Below are 19,966 nucleotides of genomic sequence, written 5' to 3' on the forward strand. Positions count from 1 at the left end.
GAATGACGACAGGACACGTCCATGCCAACCGGCACATACAACCTGATCGACCAGCCGTGTGTCCCCGTGCGCTGGAAACCAGGCAGTGTTCCCGCTGTCGCAGGCGGGTTCCCGGACCGGGTTGGGCTGCGCGAACTCCTGCTGCGCAGCCACGACATCGAGTGTCTCGCCGTCGCCGACGCGCCCGCGCACTCTGCGCTGCTTCGGATCCTTTACGCACTCACTGCCTGGGTGGCTGGCCTGACCGAGCAGGGCTCTGAAGGCGACTGGGACGAACGCCGACTGGACGTTATCGATGCCGGCCAGCTTCCGCCCGGGGAGGTCGACGCGTATTTCAGGAGGTTCGAGGACCGGTTTTTCCTGTTCGCCCCTGGCGGTCGCCCGTGGATGCAGGATCCCCGGCTGGCGGACCAGTGCGACGCAGCGAAGACCGCTGGTGTCAACAAGCTCATCGTTACCCGGCCTTCGGGCAACAACCACTCGTGGTTCCGGCACGACTCGGACACCGCAGCCGAGCCGCCCACTGCGTCTGAGGCCTTCCTCAGTCTCCTTGTGTGGCACTACTACGGGCCGTCCGGTCGCTGTTCCTCCCGGGAAGTGAACGGGGTGAAGAGCGCGAGCGCCACCGCCGGCCCGCTGCGGACCGCTTTGTCCTACCACCCCGAAGGCACGTCTCTCTTCGAGACATTGCTCGCCGGACTGGTGCCGCCGGAGGACAACGTGCGCGAGGGTGAGGATCTGTGTCCGTGGGAGCAGGATGAACTGCCCGACCCTGACTGTCCTCCGAGGGTGTCCCACGGGCCGCGTTCCCGGCACACCTGCCGCTCTCAACACGCGCTGCTTCTGGTTCCGGACGAGGACAGCACCCATGTGCGGGACGCGTTCATCACCTGGGCGTACCGGGGTGAACGGATGCCGCGGGAGGACGACTACCTGATCTGGCAGGTCAGCCAGCAGGGCAACCTCTATCCGCGCCCTGCCGACGCAGGCCGGGCGCTGTGGCGTGACTTGGACGCCCTGCTGCTCCAGCATCCCCCCGCGGGCAGCGCCCACCCGCGACAGCCGCGGGTGTTCCGCAGTGCGGTCGAGGTGTCCGAGGACCTGCGGGTGCGGGCGCTCGGGTTCGATCAGGAAGGGCAGGCCAAGGACACGCAGTTCATCGACGCCGGCACGCCGGCCGTCCTCGGATTTGCTGAGCGCAACGACGCCCGTACTGTCCCGGCGGTGGGCCGCCTGCGGCAGTTCGGCGAACTGTACGGACGCCGCCTGGACCGGGCGGTCAAACGCGCCTGGGCCGCCTACGTCAGAGATGCCAAAGCGGATGGCGCGGCCTGGGCTGCGGAGGCCGGCGCCCGGTACTGGCCTCGCGCCGAGGCCGAGTTCTGGGCACGTTTTCGTCTTCTGGACCGCACTGGCGACGTCGCCGACGGCGGTTTCGACCCGGCAGCCACCCGTCGGGCGTTTCTGCGCCTGGCCGAGGAGGCGTACGACGCGGTGACCGACCCCGTCACGCGCACCCTGCGCGGCGCGAAAGCCGTCTCGCAGGCCCGCATCGAGCTCTACGGCGGAACCCCGAAGAGCCGGCAGACCACGCCCGGCCCCCGTGCAAAGACCAAGGAGCCCACTGGATGACGACCACTCCCCCACCGGCCGCCAGCGACATCACCAGCCCACCGGATACGGCGACCGGGAAGATCCCGCAGCAGACCAGCATGCCGCAGGCCGGCCGCTCACGCGCGTACACCAACTGGGTCGAGCGGGTCTGCCGCGAAGACGCTGGCGCCCGCAGCGCGCTGCGCAGCGGGCTGCGGAAGGATCTCGACGCGGTGCAGCGCATGCACCGACTGGTTGCGCCCTGGCTTCCCGAGCGGTGCTCCGCGGACATGGAGCGGGCGTACTACGCGGTCGCCGCGATGATCGCGGCCCAGCCCCGCAGCGCGCTGGCGGCACCGGAACTCTCGGCCGCAGGTTCCCTGCAGTCCGACGGGCAGAAGTCCTCCCGCGGCGCACGGCGGCGACGTCCCAGTCTCGGCACGGCATTCGCCACCGCCGTCACCGAGGGGCCCGCCAGGGAGAAGGAAATGCGGGCAGGCACCGCCGAGAGCCGCCTCAACCTCCTCACCCGCCAGAGCGTTAATGGCTTGCATCGGCACCTTCCGGCCTCTGTCGGATACCTGCGCTCGCTGGGCGTGGAGGTCGACTGGGCACAGTTGCTCGACGACATCAGTGACTGGCGCCTTCGCTCCGGGCGGATCTCGCGCACGTGGCTCCAGGACTTCTACCGGCTGCGGGACAAGGCCGCTGCGCAGCAGGCCGACGACGCCGAGGAGAGGGAACTTGCAGCGGATCAGGCTTCGGCTCCCGCCTCCCCCTGACCGCTCCCCCGCCGACTACGTGACCACGTATCCCATCCATTGAGCACAATCCGCACGAAGGGGTAAGCAGCATGACCATGGCCGCCCGTTTCCTCGACATCCACATCATCCAGAGCGTCCCGTTCGCCAATTTGAACCGGGACGATACGAACTCCGTCAAAACGGTCCAGTACGGCAATGTGCTGCGTACCCGGGTCAGCAGCCAGTCCTGGAAGCGGGCCGTCCGCGGCATGTTCGAGGAACGCATCGGCCAGGCTGCTCTGCGTACCCGCCGTATCGGCGAGCGCGTCACCCGTCTTCTCGCCGAGGATCGGGAATGGCCGCTGGATCTCGCCGGGAAGGCGGGGGCGCACACGGCCGCGGCCAGCAGCATCAAGTTCGAACTTGCGAAGAACCCGGCAGACCCCAAGCAGAGCGTCCCCAACAAGGTCCTCACCAACGCCATGGTCTACGTCCCCCAGAGCGCCGTTACCGAACTCGCCGACCTGGCCGAGGAACACCGCGAGGCATTGCAAGCGGCGAAGGACATCAAGAAGCCGTCGGACAAGAGCATCCTGCCCGTCGACCGGGTCGAGGCGGTCCTCCGCTCCCGCAACGGCGTCATCAATCTCTTCGGCCGCATGCTCGCCGAGGTCGACAACGCCGGTGTCGACGGCGCCGTCCAGGTCGCCCACGCCCTCACCACCCACGAGACCGACGTCGAACTCGACTACTTCTCAGCCGTCGACGACATCACCGCCGCCTGGGGCGACCAGTCCGGCAGCGGCCACATGGGCCACAGCGAATTCAGCGCCGGTACCTTCTACCGGTACGCCACCATCGACCTCCGCGACCTCGCCGCCAACATCGGCGAGAACCCCACCGAGCTCCGCGAACTCGCTGCCGCCTTCCTCAGCGCGTTCATCCTGTCCCTGCCCCAGGCGAAGAAGAACTCCACAGCCCCCCACACCATCCCCGACCTCGTCCACATCTCCGTACGCGCCGACCGGCCCCTCTCCTACGCCGCAGCCTTCGAAAGCCCCATCACCGCATCCGGGCAGGGAGGCTTCGCCGCCACCTCCCGCACCGCCCTCTTCGAATACGCCGAGGCCGCCAACCGCCTCCTGGGCACCAGCGGCATCCTCACCTCCGGCTGGGCCGGAATCGACACCAAGGGCCCCGACGGGCTCGGCACCCACCACGCCAGCTTTGACACGCTCATCGATGCCACTCTCGCCAGCGCTCTGACCGCACGCCCCGCCGGTGACGCAGCATGAGCGCCGCCCTCCCCGACCCCGAACCGGGGCTCCTCCTCCGCCTGGCCGGTCCCCTCCAGTCCTGGGGCCTGCACAGCCACTTCAACGAACGCGACACCGCCACCTTCCCCACCCGCTCCGGCATCATCGGCCTCCTCGCCTCAGCCCTCGGACGACGCCGGGACCAGCCCATCAACGACCTCGCAGCACTGCACATGACCGTGCGCACCGACCGGCCCGGCGTGATGCTGCGCGACCTGCACACCGTCGGCGGCGGTCTCCCCGCCAAAGCCACCGTGACCACAGCCGAAGGCAAGAAACGCACCGGCGACACCGGCACCCTTCTCACCCACCGCTACTACCTCGCCGACGCCGCCTTCACCCTCGCCCTCACCACACCCCACCCCACCGGCGAGGACCGCGCACTCCTCAACCGCTGCGCCAACGCTCTGCGCAGCCCCCACTGGCCCCTGCACCTCGGGCGACGCTCCTGCCCGCCCGAAGGCCCCATCCTGCTCGGACAGAGCGACGACGCACTGCACCACCTCGTCCACCTGCCCCTCGCCGCCCGCCCGGCCGTCGGCTCCGGTCCGGGAGGCAGGCCGGTGGAATTCCTGGCCGACCGCCCACTGAACCACCTCCCCGCCCCAGCCCACACGATCTGCGACACGAACGAGGACGGTTCCCACCCCTCCGGCGAACTCAACGACCAGCCGCTCAGCTACCACCCCCGCCAACGCGCCTACCGCGCCCGGCCGCTGTACCGCCGCACCCTGCTCCTCCTGCCCTCCCAGTTCGCCGGACTCGGGAGAGAGCAGCTCACCGCGCTGGGCCACTACCTAGAGACCCGGCTGAACACCACCGAAGGGAGCCCACGATGACCCTCTGGCTCACCCGGATCGTCCCCGACACCCGCTCCCGCGACGCCCGCCGCGACCTCAGCGGCGCCATCGGCATGCACCGCCGCATCATGAGCCTCTTCCCACCCGATGCCGGCCCCGACCCCCGCGCCCGCTTCGGAGTCCTCTTCCGCACCGAAGACACCCCCACCGGGCCGAACCTGCTCATCCAGTCCACCCACGAACCCGACACCAGCCGCCTGCCCGACGGCTACGGAACCACCCTCACCCGCCCACTCGACGCGCTCATCGACGCCATCCGCCCCGGCCTCACCATCCGCTACCGCTGCGTCGCCAGCCCCGTCCGCAAACCCGGCGCCACCACCCGCGCCCTCTACAACCTCCCACCCGTCGTCCCCCTCACCGGCACGGCAGCCGACGATTGGTGGCTCCGCCAAGCCGACCTCAGCGGCCTCAAACCCCTCACCCACCACTCCCACCCCCTGGACGCCGCACGAGGAGAACGCCACCCCGACGGCGCCCCGCCCCAACGCATCCGCCACGCCCGCACCCAGTTCGACGGCACCGCAGCCATCATCGACACCGACCTGCTCAGGACAAAAATCCTCAACGGGATTGGCCGAGGAAAGGCTTACGGCTGCGGCCTGCTCAGCATCGCCCCTGCGAGGCAGCCCCAGTGAGCCCACGCCCCGCACCCAAACCACTCACCACCAGCAACGCCCGGCGCAAACTCGCCGCACCCACCGTCGCCATGCTCCCCCGCATCGCCGACTCCCTCTCCTTCCTCTACCTCGACATCGTCCGCATCCACCAGGACGACACCGGGGTCTGCGCAGAAGTCACCAGCGAACAACGAGGAACAGAAACCGTCTACCTCCCAACCGCAGCGCTTGGCTGCGTCCTTCTGGGCCCCGGCACCTCCATCACCGCACGCGCCCTCGCCACATTCGCCAGAAACGGCACCACTGTCGTAACCACCGGATCAGGCGGCGTCCGCTGCTACTCCGCTGCCGTCCCCGAATCCCTCAGCACTCTCTGGCTCGAACGCCAAACCCGCGCCTGGGCCAACGACACCCACCGCCTCGCCGTCGCCCAGGCCATGTACGAACTCCGATTCGGAGACGGCACCGCAACCGACGGAACCAACCTCGACAAACTCCGCGGCATGGAAGGCCAACGCGTCAAAGCCCACTACCAACTCCTCGCCCGCCAATACAAGATCGGCCGCTTCCGCCGCTCCTACGACCCCGACACCTGGGACAGCCAAGACCCCGTCAACCTCGCCCTCTCCTCAGCCAACACCTGCCTCTACGGCATCGTGCACGCCGCAATCACCGCACTCGGCTGCTCACCCGCCCTCGGCTTCGTCCACAGCGGCAACCAACAAGCCTTCGTGTACGACATCGCGGACCTCTACAAAGCCGAACTCACCATCCCCCTCGCCTTCTCCCTCCACGCCTCCCCCAACCCCGAAGGCGAAGCACGCCGCTCATTCCGCCACGAACTCCGCCTCTTCCAGCTGCTCCCCCGCATCGTCACCGACATTCAGCAGCTCCTCGACCCGAACCACACCTACGAATGCCCCGACCCCGAAGAACAACTGGTCGACCTGTGGGATCCGGTCACCGGTTCCGTACCCGCCGGCGTCAACCACGGGAAACCCCTGTGACCCTTCCACCGGAAGAGCACGGCCCATGTCCTCAATGATCGTCATCTCGGCCACCGCCGTCCCCGACCATCTACGCGGCGCCCTCACCCGCTGGCTCCTCGAAGTCACACCCGGGTTGTACGTCGGTACCGTCTCGGCCAAGGTCCGCGACGAACTCTGGGCAGCCGTTGCCGCCTGCACCGACGATGGAATGGCAGTCCTTGCCCACCCGGCCGACAACGAGCAAGGTTTCCAACTACGAACAGCGGGCACCCGCCGCCGCGAACCCCTCGACTTCGACGGCCTCACCCTGATCGCCTTCCAGCGAGAAAGTCAAGAAATGGCAAACCCTCTCTAACGTGCCAGGTCAAAGAGGGTGCTCTCCGCGCGAGCGGAGGTGAGCCGACGTACGGGCGGGACACGGGGCGGCTCCAGTTGTGCTCTCCGCGCGAGCGGAGGTGAGCCGCTGCTCGAGCTCCTCGCCTACGCCGACCCGGCGTGCTCTCCGCGCGAGCGGAGGTGAGCCGCCCTGTACCTACGTCACGATCAGACCTTGACGGTGCTCTCCGCGCGAGCGGAGGTGAGCCGGTCATGTACCCGGCGGAGGTCGAGGAGCGGCGGTGCTCTCCGCGCGAGCGGAGGTGAGCCGGCCATGGACATGGCCGGGGACGAACTGGAGCAGTGCTCTCCGCGCGAGCGGAGGTGAGCCGGTCGAGAAGCTCCTGCAGGGCCAGGGCTGGACGTGCTCTCCGCGCGAGCGGAGGTGAGCCGTAGTTGGTAGAGATCATCACGGAGTGCGTGGAGTGCTCTCCGCGCGAGCGGAGGTGAGCCGGACTCAGGAGCCAAGGTCCACGTCATCGCCAAGTGCTCTCCGCGCGAGCGGAGGTGAGCCGTTCCGATCAGCGACCAGGGGAAACGCGCCCGCGTGCTCTCCGCGCGAGCGGAGGTGAGCCGGTCAGGATGGTGAGGGCGAGGGCGATGCCGCCGTGCTCTCCGCGCGAGCGGAGGTGAGCCGCCGACACGGTCACGACGACGGCGACCGGCAAGGTGCTCTCCGCGCGAGCGGAGGTGAGCCGTGCCCGGGCGATGAAGACCAGCCTCCAAGACCGTGCTCTCCGCGCGAGCGGAGGTGAGCCGCCCTGCACTGCCGCCCTCTGCCGCACCGTCCCGTGCTCTCCGCGCGAGCGGAGGTGAGCCGCGGTCCGCGGCCGCGTCGGCAACACCCCCGCCGTGCTCTCCGCGCGAGCGGAGGTGAGCCGCACTCGCCTGGATCTCCGCCGTGCTCCCCACCGTGCTCTCCGCGCGAGCGGAGGTGAGCCGGCGCGGCCCCGGGGGTCAGACCCGGGGCCACAGTGCTCTCCGCGCGAGCGGAGGTGAGCCGGCTGCCGAGCCACGCAGATGGTCCTCCAGACGGTGCTCTCCGCGCGAGCGGAGGTGAGCCGAAGGCCGCCGTTGCCGAGCAGCTCGCAGCCCCGTGCTCTCCGCGCGAGCGGAGGTGAGCCGCGGCTCATCACGTTGACGGATTTCACCGGGACGTGCTCTCCGCGCGAGCGGAGGTGAGCCGGCAGCGCCGAGTGAGAACAGCTCACGAAGCGTGTGTTCTCCGCGCGAGCGGAGGTGAGCCGGCGCCTGAACGCGGGTGCGCCGCCGACCCGCCGTGCTCTCCGCGCGAGCGGAGGTGAGCCGATCCGACAGCATTCGGCGGCCGTGTAGTTGTTGTGCTCTCCGCGCGAGCGGAGGTGAGCCGGGGGAATCATGGGCGACCCGTATCCGGGCAAGGTGCTCTCCGCGCGAGCGGAGGTGAGCCGCGACGATCACGGACTGCGTGGACTCCAGCACCGTGCTCTCCGCGCGAGCGGAGGTGAGCCGTCCGCAGGAGTGCCGGCCGGGTGCGCGGCGAGGTGCTCTCCGCGCGAGCGGAGGTGAGCCGAGGTGTCGGCGGTGGGTCAGCGCTGACACAGCGTGCTCTCCGCGCGAGCGGAGGTGAGCCGTCCATCGACCAGCCGTCCCTATCGGTGCAGGCGTGCTCTCCGCGCGAGCGGAGGTGAGCCGCGCCCTATGGGCGACGCGTGGGCATGGGCCCGGTGCTCTCCGCGCGAGCGGAGGTGAGCCGCTGACGCCGTACGTCACGCAGCGGCCCGCTCCGTGCTCTCCGCGCGAGCGGAGGTGAGCCGTCGGCTGACGACAAGGCGCTGATCGAGTACCTGTGCTCTCCGCGCGAGCGGAGGTGAGCCGGCGACCCAGAACCCTTTCCGTGCGGACCGCCGGTGCTCTCCGCGCGAGCGGAGGTGAGCCGATCACCGCGCAGATCGTTCACCTCACCGATGAGTGCTCTCCGCGCGAGCGGAGGTGAGCCGGGGGCCCGGCGGGACGGAAACGGCGCTCAGAGGTGCTCTCCGCGCGAGCGGAGGTGAGCCGGTGGGCGACGACGTAGGGCCGATCGTCGGATAGTGCTCTCCGCGCGAGCGGAGGTGAGCCGCGCCGCTTCCCCCGAAAAAGAACACCAGGGAAGTGCTCTCCGCGCGAGCGGAGGTGAGCCGTCGTCAAGGCCCTCGGATCTGAGTACGGGGCCGTGCTCTCCGCGCGAGCGGAGGTGAGCCGACCAGTGGGCGGGCCTCTGCCGGAGGGCATGCGTGCTCTCCGCGCGAGCGGAGGTGAGCCGACTGCCGGTACAGGTCGTCGTGAAAGGGGATCGTGCTCTCCGCGCGAGCGGAGGTGAGCCGAAGGCCCGGCTCCCGGCCAGGGGAACCGAGCCGTGCTCTCCGCGCGAGCGGAGGTGAGCCGCAGCTGGCGTACCTGGCGGCCCGGCCGGAGACGTGCTCTCCGCGCGAGCGGAGGTGAGCCGTCCAGTGGACCGCGGGCATCGTCGAGGAGCAGTGCTCTCCGCGCGAGCGGAGGTGAGCCGTCGGTCGAACAGTCCGCCGTCATGTCGCTGGCGTGCTCTATCACGGGCAAGGAGAACGTGGTCTTCCTCGGCCCGCCCGGCACCGGCAAGACTCACCTGGCCATCGCGCTGGGCATCCGCGCCTGCCAGGCCGGTCACCGCGTCGCGTTCGCCACCGCCTCTCAGTGGGTCGACCGCCTGGCTGCCGCCCATACCACCGGAAAACTCCAGGACGAGCTCTTGCGCCTCGCGCGCGTCCCCGTTCTGGTGATCGATGAGGTCGGCTACATCCCGTTCGAACCGGAAGCAGCGAACCTGTTCTTCCAGCTGATCTCCGGCCGCTACGAACGCGCGTCCGTAATCGTGACCAGCAACAAGCCCTTCGGACGCTGGGGAGAGGTCTTCGGCGACGACACCGTCGCCGCCGCCATGATCGACCGTCTCGTCCACCACGCCGATGTGCTCTCCTTGAAAGGAGACTCCTACCGGCTGAAAGACCGCGACATCGGCCGCACCCCGAACGCGGCAACCGGCTGAACAACTGCACACGGGGTCAAAAATCACCGACCCCAAAGGGGTCCAGGTTCGAAGACCGCCGACACCCCAGACCTGGGTGACGCCGGTGCTCTCCGCGCGAGCGGAGGTGAGCCGGAACAGGGCCAGGACTCCGCCACCGACCAGGAGTGCTCTCCGCGCGAGCGGAGGTGAGCCGCGCGGCCGAGGCGCGGAAGGCGAAAGCGACGGGTGCTCTCCGCGCGAGCGGAGGTGAGCCGATCGCCGCCGTCGTCCTGGGCGACCCCGAGCGGTGCTCTCCGCGCGAGCGGAGGTGAGCCGGTCCGCGTCAAGGACGCCAAGGGGTCCGGGAAGTGCTCTCCGCGCGAGCGGAGGTGAGCCGGGGAACCGGGTTGGGCCGCAGCCGCTCAAGACGTGCTCTCCGCGCGAGCGGAGGTGAGCCGGCCCAGTCAGGCACAGGAGGTACGACCAGTATGTGCTCTCCGCGCGAGCGGAGGTGAGCCGGCGCCGCGGTCGTCCCAGGCGTGCGTGCCCTCGTGCTCTCCGCGCGAGCGGAGGTGAGCCGTCACACCAGCCCCAGACGCCCTCACGGCGCGTGTGCTCTCCGCGCGAGCGGAGGTGAGCCGGCTCTGCATACCAACCTCCTGGCGATCGGAGAGTGCTCTCCGCGCGAGCGGAGGTGAGCCGGTCCCGCAGGGGGTGGCGTGATGGCCACTTCCGTGCTCTCCGCGCGAGCGGAGGTGAGCCGTCCCCGTCGACGTTCGGGCCGACGTCCGCGTCGTGCTCTCCGCGCGAGCGGAGGTGAGCCGGCTTTTCCACCCACTCCGGCGCCGAAGACGCCGTGCTCTCCGCACGGAGGTGAGCTGCTTGGGGGATCAATGCCGGAGCGTGAGTTGTTGTGCTCTCCGCGCGAGCGGAGGCGAGCCGTGCTAACGCCGTTAGCACCTGACTCTGCGGCCGTGTTCTCCGCGCGAGCGGAGGTGAGCCGATGAGGCGGACCGGCACGGCACTGCGGTCTCGGCCATGGCCTTGGCCACGGACGTACGGACGCTCCGGTCGTAGATCAAGGCGAAGAGCGAGACTCCGGCCACGCCGGATCCCGAGCAGGCGATCGCCGATCTGCCGAGCCGAGGTGTCTGTACGGAACCCTGGGCCACCGGGGCCGGTTGGTGCGCGGTGACCGCAGCCCGACCGGGCCCACCGGCCCGGCAGCATCACCGGGCCCGACCGGTGCGGCCGGACCGGCCGGGCTCGCGGGCCCGACTGGCCCTGCGGGAGCGGACGTGTCGGACGGGACGGCGGGGCCGATGGCCGGAACGGACAGACGTGCCTCGATGGGTACAGCCTCCAGCCGCTGACGTCCGATTCGGATGCGCTGGTGTGCCGCCGTGACAGTGCGCCGAGCAGCCCCGGCTCCAGTCCGAGCCCGCACCTCGCCGTAGACAGCTGCCTCGACGTGATCCCGGTGCTGCCACCGGCTGGGACACTGCCTGCTTCGACCTGATCCACTCCCCCGCTACGGACGCCGTCGTGCCCGATGCTCCGGCAACGTGAACGACGTCTACCCTCCCCGACACGGTTCACCGTCTACACCCTGTAGGTCCGTTGGACCTGACGTCGGTGACTGATCGTTCGTTCCGGCCAGCAGGCGCCCTTGTGGGTCGGATCGTGCGGCTTGTAGAGCAGGGGTCTGTTCTCATCGAACCCGGTTGGCCCCGAGCTTTTGACCAGGGCGGACTAACTTCGCTGAGACGCCGTTCCTTGGGCGTTGCGTCCCTCACGACTGGTCGATGTGTGGCGACTAGGTTCGATGAGACAAGTCGCGGTCGACTCGGTTCATTGAGACAGGACACCAGGGAGTTGGCGTCTTCGGCGGTCCAGGCGGTCGTCTGGGAGAGGTGCTAACGCCGTTAGCACCTCCAACAGCTAACGCAAGATCAGTTAAAATCGTGCGATTCATTGTCGGGCAAGCAGCTTTCGCGGCAGTAAGCTGCCGTCATGTCATCTCTCAACGCAGGAGGTGAGCGGGAGAAGCTGGTCTCCAAGCTGCCCGCATCCCTCCGACAGGCCCTCAAGGTCCGAGCGGCCCAGCTCTCCGTCGATGTCCAGGACGCTGTCACCGCTGGTGTGCAGCTCTGGCAGTCCCAGAGTGCTCCACTCCCCCACATTGAGACCGCAGGCGCAGAATCCTTCGGTACCTGGCTTCCTGAAGGTCTCTATGACTCCTTCAAAGGCGACTGCCGCCAACGAGGCGTCTCCTACATCCAAGGCCTTGCCCAGGCAGTGGCTCTGTGGCTGGAGCGGAACCCCGCCGACAACGACACCGTCTCTGTGCGCCGAATCGTGGTGTGCAACCAGAAGGGGGGTGTCGGTAAGACTGCAGTGTCCGCCGGTACCGCCCAGGCATTCGCCGAACGCGGATTGCGCGTCCTTCTCGTTGACTACGACCCACAAGGCCACCTCTCGCACCAGCTCGGCCTCAAGGCCATCCCGGCCGGCCAGGAAAGCCTCGTCACTCACATGCTCAACCGTGACGAAACCAAGCAGTCCCTGATCGACCTCACCGTCGTCATAGAGGGCGCCAAGTTCGGAGACCGGCTCCGTGTCCTGCCGGCGGCCTTCGATGCGTTCCTCCTCGACTCCGGACTCACTGTCTTCCGAGGCCCCCGACACGCCGCTCTGGAGCGGGCCCTGGCTCCCATCGAGGAGCACTTCGACGTCATCGTCGTCGACTCCCCGCCCAGCCTCGGCCTCGCCATGGACGCCGGCCTCGTGTACGGCCGACAGCGTGATGGCGAGAAGCCCGGGGCCTCAGGACTCCTCATCCCCGTCGAAGCCGAAGACACCTCCGCCCAGGCCTACGGCATGCTCATCAACCAGGTCGTATCGCTGACACGGGACTACGACATCACCGTGGACCAACTCGGACTCGTCGTGAACAAATACGACTCCCGACGCGGTTTCATCGCCACCTCCTCACTCGACAAGTGGAAGGCGCTCGGCACTCCGCCCGTGCTGTCGGTCATCCCGGACGTCAAGGAGCAGCGCGAAGCCGTTCGCATGCAACGGCCGCTCCTCGACTACGCCCCCGAGTCCGACCAGTCCCACAGCATGCGGCAGATCGTCCGAGGGCTGGCATGAAGAAGTCAGACGCTCTCGGAGCATCCGCCACCTTCGATGCCGTCAGCCAGCCCATCAGCAGCCGCGCCGCATCCTTCGCCCGATACGCCGGACAAGGTGACGACCCCACCCCGGCGCCCAGCACCGAAGCCCAGACCGCTTCACCGCGACTGGACGTCACACAGCTAGCTCACAACCCATTCAATCCCAGGGAAGAGCTCAAAGCCGTCGAGGACATGGCAGACAGTCTCACCGCGCGAGGCGTCATCCAGCCCCTCACCGTCGTGACCCGTGTCGCGTTCCTCAGCGCACACCCCGGACACGACACCGAACTCGGATCTGCCACGCACGTCGTCGTCGACGGAAACCGTCGCCTGGCCGGCGCCAACCTGGCAGGCCTGGACGACGTGCCTGTCCACATCGACAACTCGCTCGCGGAAAGCGCCGACACTCTTCTGGAAACGGCCCTCACAGCAGCTATCCAGCACGAGAGCCTTGATCCGCTAGACGAAGCCAAAGCGCTGGAACGCCTTGTGGAAGTCCACGGCTCGCAGCGTGCGGTCGCCCGTGCCCTTGGAAAGTCCAGCCCCTGGGTGACCCAGCGACTCGCTCTTCTGAAGCTCACTCCCGACCTTCAGCAAGCGGTCGAGAACAAAAGCCTGCCCGTCGAGGTCGCCCGTAATATCGGACAGCTGCCGCCACAGCAGCAACACCACGCTGCCGAAGAGGCCCTGAGTGCCCGAGCCGAACGCAAGCAGCGACGACGGGGTCGGGGTGCTAACGCCGTTAGCACCCCGACCAAGAACACAGCTGCAGAACCATGTGCTAACGGCGGCGTTAGCACCCCAGCTACCAGGGAACCGGATACTGGTACTCCCCCAGCCGCGGACGAAACTAAGCGGTCAGACGAGGCAGGGATGACAACCACCGACGTCGACCTCCCTGCGCCTCGCAAGGCCGTAGTGAAGATGCCGTGGCAGGACGGGGAAAAGGTTGCAGACATCGTGATCGAGAAGATGGGGGAGGAGCAGCGAGAAGTCCTCCTGCAGAGACTGATCGCAGCGCGCACGGTGTCTGGGGCGTAGCTGGAGTGCGTGAATCGCAGATGGGCGTGGCCGAACTCGTTCGGCCACGCCCATCTGCTGTTACCACCCGCACTGTGGGCGGAGCTAGTCGGAATCTGAGGGCCGATTCTTGGCCGCGACGGTGACAGGTCTTCTGGCTCGATCCCTTGGACTGTGTACAGAGCGCGGTTTTCTTGGCCAGCTTTGACTTACTGGACTGGCCACGACGTTCTTCACAGGGCGTCTACCGCGGCACCGGAGGCTCGCCCGTTCCGCGACCCCTTTTTGGCGACGGCCGTTGCACGGCAGTGTTCCGACCTCTTGTAGATCCATCGCGCCCAGTAGGCATGGCGCGTTGCCTGGTTGATGTGGCGTGAGCCGTGATGGCCGATTCGTGCTCTATCGACGCCTGCTGTGAGGTGGTGGGCTGGGTGTTGTGTCGGGGATCATCGCGGCCGCTATTGCCGTTATCGGAACGCTGCTCGGGGCAGTCGTTGCACACCGTTATCAGGAGAAGACTGCAGCTCTGTCTGCTCTTCGCGCCAAATGCGAGCGGAGTCACCAGCATCTCCTCGATGCATGTGCCGATTTCCTTGCCTTGGCGGAGGACTATCGGCGGGCCCGGGCCCAGTACGACCGGTGGACAAGCCAGCATGCAGTGGAATCCGAGGCGGTTCTTGCGACCCGGGCTGAGTCGTATCGCCTCTACGTGGAAGTTCGCAGTAGTGCCTTCCGTCTCCGTCTCGTCGCCCATGGTTTGCAGGCGCAGGACCTGGCTGAGCACGCCACTTATATCCAGGTGCGGACACGAGAGATCATCTTGGCTGAGACCAAGGCCGACATGCTCGCCCGAGGCGAGGTTGCAGAGCATGCATGTGATGCCTTCGTGGTCCGTGCCAGAGAGGCCCTGGCTGAAATGACGTAGGCAGTCTCCCGGTATTCACCGGCGACTCCGCGGCCAGTCGCGGAGGAGCAACCGGCTCGCTGAAGAGAGGGCGTTGGTCCGGCCAACGGACAGAGACCGGATCAGGCGGACGGCTTCGCGGCCGACCTTGTCGTTGATCTGGTCCCTTGACAGGCTGCCTGCGATGGAGACGCAACTGGGCAGGGGAGGAAATCAGTACGCGGCATTCGGGTCCGGTGTCATCCCGGCCAGAACAGGGTTGTCAGGCGCTGAACGCTGCGACTGCCCTCACGACGTACGCCCAGGGGGATCAGGGCAGCACGGGCCGGCAGGCGCACACCACCAGTGAACGCCACCCGAGTGCCCGCGCCTTCTGGCGCCGCCGCTACGCCGAGCAGGGGCGAGGGAGAGCGGGGCGAGCTCTACCGGGACGCTACTGCCGCTGCGTCCCTCGCGTCCTTTCGACTGGTGCCGGAGCTTTGCGGCCCGGCCTGCTGGTGTTGCGCTTCTTACTGTTCATGGGGTTCTTCTGTCAGAAGGCGAGGACGGGTTCCATCTCGGTCAGGCGGAGTGCAGCGAGGGCCTGGTCGACGAGGTTGCTGGTGAGGAGCTGACGGACTGCGGTGTCGGTCATGGTGTGAAGCAGTGACCGGACGTAAGTAGGGTCGGCGGTTGCGTAGGCGCGGTGGATGCCGATTTCCTGCGGAGTGAGCGCGCGCAGGTCGAGGTCACCAGCCGCGTACATGGGCTCGTTCTCTTCGTCGGAGCGGGTAGGGCGAGGGGCGTTCGCTGCCTGCAACGCGGCCCTGATGGCGCCCTGTGCTTCACGAACCCTGCTGCTGGCCGGAACACGGTGCGGGGCGCGCTGGTCGTATCCGGCGTGCCGGAAGTGCTCCTGTGCCCGGGACTCTTGCCATTCAAGAACCATGAGGCGGCGGCTGTTGGGGTCGGCGTACAGCAGGTGGGAGCCCTTGATCCGGTGGGCGAGGAGACCGGACGGCCGGCGGGTGTCCGCCGGGTCGATGGGGCTGTGCTCCTCGGCGGCGGCCTGGACCTCGCGCCATGTCCATCCTTCGTCGGCGCAGTGCCGAGCGATCCACGAGATGCGGGGGACGGAAGCGCGCTGTAGCCAGGGCACGTTGGTGACGAGCTCGTGGCCGAGCTGGTAGCGGCGACCGGTCTTGTTCAGCTTCTGCGGCCTGTGGCCGGCTTTCTTCTGAGGGGGGTGACTGGTGCTCCCGCTGGCGAGTTTTGTCTCAGAGGGAGAGGTGGAGATTGCTGTGGGAGAAGACGTTGAGGTACCACCCTCCATTGGGGTGCAACGTGACCTGCCCCAATTGGGGGTGCGGGTCCGGCGGCGGCGTACCTTTCGGGCGGCCTTCTTCGCGAGCCTTCCGATGAGCTTCCGCCCCTCTTCGGCGATCCCGACCGGGACACGGGTGTGCGCGGGGGCGGTTTCGTCGTGCTGCACCGTGCGGATGCCGAGGGCCTCGTCGAACTCGGCAGGGATGACCCGCTCATACACGGATGCCTGGCGGATGCTGCCGGTGATGCGGGTGCCTTTGGTGCGGTACACGAGGAGGCCGGCCTCGCGGAGCATGTCGAGGTGGTACTGCACGGTCCGCCTGGACAGCTTCAGCTTACGGGTGAGGTAGTTGACTCCGGGCCGGCACTCGGTGAGCGCGGACAGCTCCTGGGCGACGAGCACAGTAGTGGGCCCCCACTTCGGTCCGTGGATGCGGGACGGGGTGTACAGGCCGGAGCCGCCTACCCAGTGGACGGCTTGCATCCAGGAGTAGGGGCAGGTCGTGAGGCGGCCGGTCGTGGTGGAGACCCACTGGGCGGTTGCGGGTACTCGCAGGGCTTCCTGACGCCTGGGCTTGCCATTGCACTCGTGCACGCGTTCGGACGTGTTGTGGGGGATGTCCGTGTCGTGAGGGGTTTGCTGGCACGGGATGCCTTCGGAGGCGGGTGACTTTTGCCATGAATCGGGCGTCCGGGCGTGCGGAAGCTGACAAACGGCAGCCGCGTACGGCACTATGTACCTGCTTTCACTATCGAGAACGCCAAAGGGAGCTCTCACTCACTACGTGAAGGTGAAGTGGTTCGTGGAGAACCTGAAAGTCGCTCGACCTGCTCGGACCTGGTCGCCAAACCGGATCCGGAAGTTCGGGCCTTAGCTCGGTCGCCAAACCGAGCCGTGTGAAGAGGCCGCGCATGGTGCGCCAACACCAGCGGCCAGCGGTAGAGGTAGTGCCCCCGCCAAGGGGCCCAGGGCCTCCCGCTCAGAACGTCGCTACGTCACCTGATCTCCCTTACTGGGTGAGGTCTGCCCCTGTGCCTCTCCGGCCAGGAAGTCATTGCGGAACCCGCCCCGGGCGGCGACACGGAGCATGTCCTGCAACCGGTCACTCAGGCCGCTGGGGCTGCCCAGGGTTTCGTTCCACCTCGACCGGTGGCCGGGGTGGCGGCGCCACGTGCGGGTGAAGTACCGCATAATGCTGCACGGGAAGCCGTCCGAACCATGGCGGGTGAAGCAGCGTGCCCAGCTCTTGCCGTCGCTACCCATGCAGGTGGCGCGCTGAGTGACGGCAAGGCCGGGGGAGACGAGCCGGTCGACAGCATGGTCCGGCTCCGGACCCGCCGGCCGGGTCTCGGCTGCGGTCAGCTCTTCGGCCAGGCGCGCGTACACAAGTCCCTCGGCGAGGAACTCCCGCTCGAAGTCGGGGTTGCCGGGGGAGAGGCAGACAAGGAGAGCCTCGCCTTGCGCGGTCATGCGATGACGCGGGCAGTGGTGACAGGGCCCGAGCGGTGCGTCGCCGGTGTGATCTTCACGGCGGACTGCTGGGTCCCACTGTCTGTATCCCCGGTAATCCGGGTACTCTTTGCCATAGAACTGGCACCTTCTTCTCGAGAGGTTGGGTGTCGGTCCGGCCCCGCTCCTGGGTGTGCAACCACCCGGGACTCCAGCGGGGCCTTTCCTCTGCCTTGGTGACTCCTTCCGGCACATCTCAATTCTGAGTGGTCGTCTGGCGTCAGGCCCAGCCTATCTGTTCGGCTCACCACTTGTTCACGGCTTGCTAATCGTGTCGTTGGTCGGACTTGTCATCAGACACGCAGCTCATCGCACAACTGTGGGGGCAGGCCGCCGACCCGGACCGGATGCCGGCTTTAACCTGCCGGGCACACCTGTCACGTGTCAGTGACTGCAGTCCGCTAGTACTCGCCACCGCGCCACCGATTCCAGGACACTGGCTCCTTGGACCGAGACGATCGGGGCCAGCAACAAGCCCTCATCGGAGCACCAGAGAGCAGCTGCCAGCATCAGTGCTGCCGTAAGTGCCACCTTCTCACCGCCCATGATTCCCAACACACCGGATACGGACACGAATGCGACCCCACCCGCCGGCTACGCCGCGCCATCGAGCACTACTTCGGGCAGGAAGCAGCTCTCGAAACAAGAATCGTTTCCGTGTCAAGAGTGACGCTCTAGTCGAGCGCATCGAGACGGGCTCCGAGTGAAGGAACTGCTCACGGTCCTGGAGGCGCTGACCGACCGCAGTCCAGACAAACGAGACGTCGCCGCCGCAGCACTCGGAGATCTCCTGCGTGGCACCGCGCTCGACGCCGAATCCGCCTGCCTGATTGTCGGACGCCTCGTCGGCGTGGCCGTCAACGACCCCGTGACCAACGTCCGTGAGTCCGCCTTGAACTCGATCAGTGAAGCGTTCAATCGCCACAACCTGCCCTTGGGCCTTGTCGAACCGCTGGCCCAGGCCATGCCGACGATGGAACGTGAACTCCTTGCGCACACTCTCTAAATCTTCGGCGCCACGCATGACCTGCGGGCCTACCCGCTCATCGAGTCCTTCCTTCACCACCTTGACCCGGATGTACGCGAGGAAGCACGCCTTGCAGCAGCTGAGATCGCCACATCTGAGCCGGAAGACCGCATCAACAGCAGATGACAATGGTTCTTCACGGCTGGCGGCCGCAGTCGATGACCGTTGAGGGGAGTCACCACCGTGCAGGTCGATTTGATGTGATGCGTCGACCTCAGATCCCCTTACTCGGTGGCCCGTGCACCGTATGCGGCCAGCGTGTCTCGAGAGACCCTGATGGTGGCAAGTGCTACGTGGCGCAGGGCGGTCTTGTTCCGCTCTATCGGGCCCTCTGCCGGGCCAGGTACATCTCTGTCGCAGTCAAACCTCCGGAACTGTGTCCGCTATCCCGTCGACGAGTGCATGTTCCAGTTTGGTCGCCTTCCGGCGATCTTTGGCAGAGCGTCGTTCTTGTCGATGTGGCCGATGAGAAGGCTGGTGCCCTGGTGGGTCAAAATTGGAGGGTAGCTCCGGAACTTCGTCAGGAGCGATCCTAAGGATGGGCCAAACGCAGTCGGTCGGAATCCAGTGCCATTGGCGTTATGGGAGATGCCCGACACAGCCCTCGCGAGCGTAGACACCCGCTCTGCGGGCTCACGCGGCGGATGGCCACCCGGCTTCGACAAGGAGCGGCACAAGAAGCGGAACACTGTCGAACGCGCGCCGAGCTGCTGCTCGACGCCGGGTACGGCGACGAGGCGATGACGGAAGCGAGAGTGGGCGCGGCGGGCCGAGGTACAGCGTGTGTACGGTGGAGGCCGCGGGGCGCCGATGGAAGCAGACAAGGGAAGGCTGCGAGCGGCGGGACGGCGGACGAGTGCGGAGCTGGGTACAGCTGACGTGGCATCAGATCCCTCGGGGCGGCGGAGAGAGGAATGCCGCCGTGCTCTCGAGCAACGTAGAAGCCCCGCACGTTGGTGTACGAGGCTCTACGACTCTGCTGTTATCCCTTACCGGGAGGATGAAAACGGAGCCAAGACTCCACTCCAAACGATACAGAGGTTGCGATTCTCGCCCTGGATGCCTGCCCGCACTCGAGTAACGGCGGATTCGGGTTCGTCGGATTTCCCAGGGTTCCTGTGAGTGGACGCTACCGGTTGTGCCTGACAGGTATACACACCGGCTGCCCTGCGGGGGAGTGGATCAGTGAGTGGTGAAAGCGGCGTTCACGGGGACGCCGTGCCAGAGAAGCAGAGTCGGCTGGCCAGAAGCAGGTCGTCGAGGACATCGCGGAAGTGTTCACGGCGGTCGAAGCCGATCAGCCAGGCGGCTGTGAGGCGGGAGCGCCATTCGCTCTCCAGCAGGATCTCGAGTTCTTCGTCGGTGATCGTGTGGGCGGCAGCACTCAGGGCCTGAAGAAAGGGGGTGCGCTTGCTCTCGTCTTCTCGCGTGTAGTTGGCGTGGATGAGGTGCAGGTAGCGCCTGGCTCCCTGCGTTTCGCCCCGACTCGTGAGAGTGGTAGATCGAGGGCCGGTTTCGGAG

14 protein-coding genes, 1 pseudogene and 2 CRISPR repeat arrays are annotated in these 19,966 nt (G+C 67.4%); of the genes and pseudogenes, 12 read left to right on the top strand and 3 right to left on the bottom strand.

From position 1 onward, the window contains the following. Positions 1-21: 21 nt before the first annotated feature. From casA to OG842_RS44760, 11 genes and pseudogenes are all read left to right on the top strand, one after another. Positions 22-1,632 carry a type I-E CRISPR-associated protein Cse1/CasA gene (gene casA, locus OG842_RS44710; protein WP_266738242.1) on the top strand — a complete coding sequence of 537 codons (1,611 nt, stop codon included), beginning with the start codon at positions 22-24 and terminating at the stop codon, positions 1,630-1,632. Next, the gene (locus tag OG842_RS44715) at positions 1,629-2,375 is read left to right on the top strand and encodes a type I-E CRISPR-associated protein Cse2/CasB (RefSeq protein ID WP_266738240.1); all 747 of its coding nucleotides are present in this window, start codon (positions 1,629-1,631) and stop codon (positions 2,373-2,375) included. The genes casA and OG842_RS44715 overlap by 4 nt, the downstream gene beginning before the upstream one ends. A gap of 71 nt (positions 2,376-2,446) precedes the next feature. After that, positions 2,447-3,631: a type I-E CRISPR-associated protein Cas7/Cse4/CasC gene (cas7e, locus tag OG842_RS44720; protein ID WP_266738238.1), complete on the top strand. Its 1,185-nt coding sequence runs from the start codon at positions 2,447-2,449 to the stop codon at positions 3,629-3,631. After that, positions 3,628-4,491: a type I-E CRISPR-associated protein Cas5/CasD gene (gene cas5e, locus OG842_RS44725; protein ID WP_266738237.1), complete on the top strand. Its 864-nt coding sequence runs from the start codon at positions 3,628-3,630 to the stop codon at positions 4,489-4,491. The genes cas7e and cas5e overlap by 4 nt, the downstream gene beginning before the upstream one ends. Beyond that, positions 4,488-5,150: a type I-E CRISPR-associated protein Cas6/Cse3/CasE gene (gene cas6e, locus OG842_RS44730; RefSeq protein WP_266738235.1), complete on the top strand. Its 663-nt coding sequence runs from the start codon at positions 4,488-4,490 to the stop codon at positions 5,148-5,150. The genes cas5e and cas6e overlap by 4 nt, the downstream gene beginning before the upstream one ends. Positions 5,151-5,221: 71 nt before the next feature. Then, a complete protein-coding gene (gene cas1e / locus OG842_RS44735; protein WP_266738481.1) occupies positions 5,222-6,139 on the top strand; it encodes a type I-E CRISPR-associated endonuclease Cas1e in 918 nt (305 codons plus the stop codon). A 25-nt stretch (positions 6,140-6,164) separates the two neighbouring features. Continuing rightward, positions 6,165-6,476: a type I-E CRISPR-associated endoribonuclease Cas2e gene (gene cas2e / locus OG842_RS44740; protein WP_266738234.1), complete on the top strand. Its 312-nt coding sequence runs from the start codon at positions 6,165-6,167 to the stop codon at positions 6,474-6,476. A gap of 18 nt (positions 6,477-6,494) precedes the next feature. Further along, a CRISPR array of direct repeats spans positions 6,495-9,024; the repeat unit is 29 nt; unit sequence GTGCTCTCCGCGCGAGCGGAGGTGAGCCG. A gap of 38 nt (positions 9,025-9,062) precedes the next feature. Next, positions 9,063-9,539 (top strand): annotated as a pseudogene (gene istB, locus OG842_RS44745) (IS21-like element helper ATPase IstB); the annotation flags it as partial. A gap of 85 nt (positions 9,540-9,624) precedes the next feature. Next, positions 9,625-10,325: a CRISPR direct-repeat array (repeat unit 29 nt; unit sequence GTGCTCTCCGCGCGAGCGGAGGTGAGCCG). A 1,188-nt stretch (positions 10,326-11,513) separates the two neighbouring features. After that, a complete protein-coding gene (locus tag OG842_RS44750; RefSeq protein ID WP_266738232.1) occupies positions 11,514-12,656 on the top strand; it encodes a ParA family protein in 1,143 nt (380 codons plus the stop codon). After that, positions 12,653-13,720 carry a ParB/RepB/Spo0J family partition protein gene (locus OG842_RS44755; protein WP_266738231.1) on the top strand — a complete coding sequence of 356 codons (1,068 nt, stop codon included), beginning with the start codon at positions 12,653-12,655 and terminating at the stop codon, positions 13,718-13,720. The genes OG842_RS44750 and OG842_RS44755 overlap by 4 nt, the downstream gene beginning before the upstream one ends. Positions 13,721-14,135: 415 nt before the next feature. Next, positions 14,136-14,624, top strand: coding sequence for a hypothetical protein (locus tag OG842_RS44760; protein ID WP_266738229.1), 489 nt, complete (start codon positions 14,136-14,138; stop codon positions 14,622-14,624). A 511-nt stretch (positions 14,625-15,135) separates the two neighbouring features. On the opposite strand, the gene OG842_RS44765 is transcribed toward OG842_RS44760, so the two are convergent. Together OG842_RS44765 and OG842_RS44770 are read right to left on the bottom strand one after the other, a co-directional pair. Further along, the gene (locus tag OG842_RS44765; RefSeq protein ID WP_266738227.1) at positions 15,136-16,503 is read right to left on the bottom strand and encodes a helix-turn-helix domain-containing protein; all 1,368 of its coding nucleotides are present in this window, start codon (positions 16,501-16,503) and stop codon (positions 15,136-15,138) included. A gap of 396 nt (positions 16,504-16,899) precedes the next feature. Beyond that, positions 16,900-17,379, bottom strand: coding sequence for a hypothetical protein (locus tag OG842_RS44770; protein WP_266738225.1), 480 nt, complete (start codon positions 17,377-17,379; stop codon positions 16,900-16,902). A 742-nt stretch (positions 17,380-18,121) separates the two neighbouring features. Here OG842_RS44770 and OG842_RS44775 point away from each other — a divergent pair. Then, positions 18,122-18,424: a hypothetical protein gene (locus tag OG842_RS44775; RefSeq protein WP_266738223.1), complete on the top strand. Its 303-nt coding sequence runs from the start codon at positions 18,122-18,124 to the stop codon at positions 18,422-18,424. A gap of 1,226 nt (positions 18,425-19,650) precedes the next feature. On the opposite strand, the gene OG842_RS44780 is transcribed toward OG842_RS44775, so the two are convergent. Further along, positions 19,651-19,899, bottom strand: a complete 249-nt coding sequence (locus OG842_RS44780; protein WP_266738479.1) for a DUF6000 family protein — start codon at positions 19,897-19,899, stop codon at positions 19,651-19,653. Positions 19,900-19,966: the final 67 nt, after the last annotated feature.

This window comes from Streptomyces sp. NBC_00376 (assembly GCF_036077095.1).
Taxonomy (GTDB): Bacteria; Actinomycetota; Actinomycetes; order Streptomycetales; family Streptomycetaceae; genus Streptomyces.

Coding starts and splice junctions, on each gene's coding strand:
- cas7e (WP_266738238.1), top strand. CDS start 2,447: ATGACCATGGCCGCCCGTTTCCTCGACATCCACATCATCCAGAGCGTC.
- OG842_RS44750 (WP_266738232.1), top strand. CDS start 11,514: ATGTCATCTCTCAACGCAGGAGGTGAGCGGGAGAAGCTGGTCTCCAAG.
- cas5e (WP_266738237.1), top strand. CDS start 3,628: ATGAGCGCCGCCCTCCCCGACCCCGAACCGGGGCTCCTCCTCCGCCTG.
- OG842_RS44755 (WP_266738231.1), top strand. CDS start 12,653: ATGAAGAAGTCAGACGCTCTCGGAGCATCCGCCACCTTCGATGCCGTC.
- cas1e (WP_266738481.1), top strand. CDS start 5,222: ATGCTCCCCCGCATCGCCGACTCCCTCTCCTTCCTCTACCTCGACATC.
- OG842_RS44770 (WP_266738225.1), bottom strand. CDS start 17,379: ATGACCGCGCAAGGCGAGGCTCTCCTTGTCTGCCTCTCCCCCGGCAAC.
- cas6e (WP_266738235.1), top strand. CDS start 4,488: ATGACCCTCTGGCTCACCCGGATCGTCCCCGACACCCGCTCCCGCGAC.
- OG842_RS44715 (WP_266738240.1), top strand. CDS start 1,629: ATGACGACCACTCCCCCACCGGCCGCCAGCGACATCACCAGCCCACCG.
- casA (WP_266738242.1), top strand. CDS start 22: ATGCCAACCGGCACATACAACCTGATCGACCAGCCGTGTGTCCCCGTG.
- cas2e (WP_266738234.1), top strand. CDS start 6,165: ATGTCCTCAATGATCGTCATCTCGGCCACCGCCGTCCCCGACCATCTA.